General features: G+C 42.7%; 3 protein-coding genes. 2 read left to right on the top strand and 1 reads right to left on the bottom strand.

What is annotated here, in order from left to right; translation table 11 throughout:
• Positions 1 to 59 precede the first annotated feature (59 nt).
• Entirely contained in the window at positions 60 to 1,397 is a 1,338-nt protein-coding gene (locus RWO85_RS10310) for a PFL family protein (protein WP_000354901.1), read from the top strand.
• 244 nt (positions 1,398 to 1,641) lie between these two features.
• Positions 1,642 to 2,334: a histidine phosphatase family protein gene (locus tag RWO85_RS10305; protein ID WP_314415765.1), complete on the top strand. Its 693-nt coding sequence runs from the start codon at positions 1,642 to 1,644 to the stop codon at positions 2,332 to 2,334.
• Here RWO85_RS10305 and RWO85_RS10300 read toward each other — a convergent pair.
• Positions 2,331 to 2,522, bottom strand: a complete 192-nt coding sequence (locus tag RWO85_RS10300; protein ID WP_314415762.1) for a hypothetical protein — start codon at positions 2,520 to 2,522, stop codon at positions 2,331 to 2,333. The genes RWO85_RS10305 and RWO85_RS10300 overlap by 4 nt on opposite strands.
• Between the last annotated feature and the right edge of the window lie 131 nt (positions 2,523 to 2,653).

The following is a 2,653-nucleotide window of genomic DNA, read 5'->3' as shown; positions in this document are numbered from 1 at the left end:
AAATCAATATTCAGAGTGCAGCGATTTTCGAAGCTATGTATAATATCTAGGAGGTGCACATGGATATTAGACAAGTTACTGAAACCATTGCTATGATTGAGGAGCAAAACTTCGATATCAGAACCATTACCATGGGGATTTCCCTATTAGACTGTATCGATCCAGATATTAATCGTGCTGCGGAGAAAATTTATCAAAAGATTACGACCAAGGCGGCTAATTTAGTGGCTGTTGGCGATGAAATTGCAGCTGAGTTGGGAATTCCAATCGTTAATAAGCGTGTATCGGTGACTCCTATTTCTCTGATTGGAGCAGCGACAGATGCGACAGACTATGTGGTTCTGGCAAAAGCGCTTGATAAGGCTGCGAAAGAGATTGGTGTGGACTTTATTGGTGGTTTCTCTGCCTTGGTACAAAAAGGGTATCAAAAGGGAGATGAGATTCTCATCAATTCCATTCCTCGCGCTTTGGCTGAAACGGATAAGGTTTGCTCGTCAGTTAATATTGGCTCAACCAAGTCTGGTATTAATATGACGGCTGTGGCAGATATGGGACGAGTTATTAAGGAAACGGCTAATCTATCAGATATGGGAGCGGCCAAGTTGGTTGTATTCGCTAATGCTGTTGAGGACAATCCATTTATGGCGGGTGCCTTTCATGGTGTTGGGGAGGCAGATGTTATCATCAATGTCGGAGTTTCTGGTCCTGGTGTTGTGAAACGTGCCTTGGAAAAAGTTCGTGGACAGAGCTTTGATGTAGTAGCCGAAACAGTTAAGAAAACTGCCTTTAAAATCACTCGTATCGGTCAATTGGTTGGTCAAATGGCTAGTGAAAGACTGGGTGTGGAGTTTGGTATTGTGGACTTGAGTTTGGCGCCAACTCCTGCGGTTGGAGATTCTGTAGCACGTGTCCTTGAGGAAATGGGGCTAGAAACAGTTGGAACACATGGGACGACAGCTGCCTTGGCTCTCTTGAATGACCAAGTTAAGAAGGGCGGAGTTATGGCCTGCAACCAAGTTGGTGGTTTGTCTGGTGCCTTTATCCCTGTTTCAGAGGATGAAGGAATGATTGCTGCAGTGCAAAATGGTTCTCTTAATTTGGAAAAACTAGAAGCTATGACGGCTATCTGTTCTGTTGGATTGGATATGATTGCCATTCCAGAAGATACACCTGCTGAAACCATTGCGGCCATGATTGCAGATGAAGCTGCTATTGGTGTCATTAACATGAAGACAACGGCTGTTCGTATCATTCCAAAAGGAAAAGAAGGTGATATGATTGAGTTTGGTGGCCTATTAGGTACTGCACCCGTTATGAAGGTCAATGGGGCTTCGTCTGTCGATTTCATCTCTCGTGGAGGACAAATTCCAGCACCAATTCATAGCTTTAAAAATTAAGAAAATGAGAGAAATTTTAAGTTCTATTTAAGGTTGGATGTGTATACTATAATCATTAAATAAAGACCTCCTAATATTATTTGAAACAGATAACTCTGATTTAGTTTGAATTTGATTTTCATCTAATATCTTTATTTAATAGAACTCCTAAACTTTTTCATAATAATCTCCTGCAAAAGTCGCCTGTATGGGTGGCTTTTGTTTTATCATCCATGATATAATAGAAGCAAACGGAGGACGGAAAATGGTAAAAGTACGATTGTATTTGGTACGTCATGGAAAGACCATGTTTAACACGATTGGTCGCGCGCAAGGTTGGAGCGATACTCCCTTAACAGCTGAAGGTGAGAGAGGGATTCAAGAATTAGGAATCGGTTTGCGAGAATCTGGTCTGCAGTTTGAGCGCGCTTATTCGAGTGATTCTGGTCGCACCATTCAGACTATGGGAATCATCCTTGCTGAACTTGGTTTGCAGGGGAAAATCCCTTATCGTATGGACAAGCGTATCAGAGAATGGTGTTTTGGTAGCTTTGACGGAGCTTATGATGGTGATCTTTTCATGGGCATTATTCCTCGTATCTTTAATGTGGACCACGTTCATCAATTGTCTTATGCTGAACTGGCTGAGGGATTGGTAGAGGTCGATACAGCTGGTTGGGCTGAGGGCTGGGAAAAACTCAGTGGCCGAATCAAGGAAGGTTTTGAAGCGATTGCCAAAGAAATGGAAGAACAAGGTGGGGGCAATGCCCTCGTTGTCAGCCACGGAATGACCATTGGAACCATTGTTTATCTGATTAATGGCATGCATCCGCATGGTCTCGATAATGGTAGCGTGACGATCCTTGAATATGAGGACGGCCAGTTTAGCGTAGAAGTTGTCGGCGATCGTAGTTACCGAGAACTAGGACGGGAGAAGATGGAGGAAGCCTCTATTTAATGCTCTTCGAAAATCTCTTCAAACCGCGTCAACGTCGTCTTGCCGTAGATATGGTTACTGACTTCGTCAGTTCTATCCACAACCTCAAAACAGTGTTTTGAGCTGACTTCGTCAGTCTTATCTATAACCTCAAAGCAGTGCTTTGAGCAACCTGCGGCTAGTTTCCTAGTTTTCTCTTTGATTTTCATTGAGTATAATCAGTCTAGACTTGCTTGTTATGAACTAGGGATTTGATAAGAATATCAAGATAAGAAAAAACAGCCGAGGGTAATCCTTTCGGCTGTTTTTGATGGGGAAAACTAAAGTGTAATGCTATTGC

Source organism: uncultured Streptococcus sp. (genome assembly GCF_963521865.1).
Lineage (GTDB): Bacteria > Bacillota > Bacilli > Lactobacillales > Streptococcaceae > Streptococcus.
Note: the sequence above shows the minus strand (reverse complement) of the source record. Positions and strands in the feature narration are given on the sequence as shown.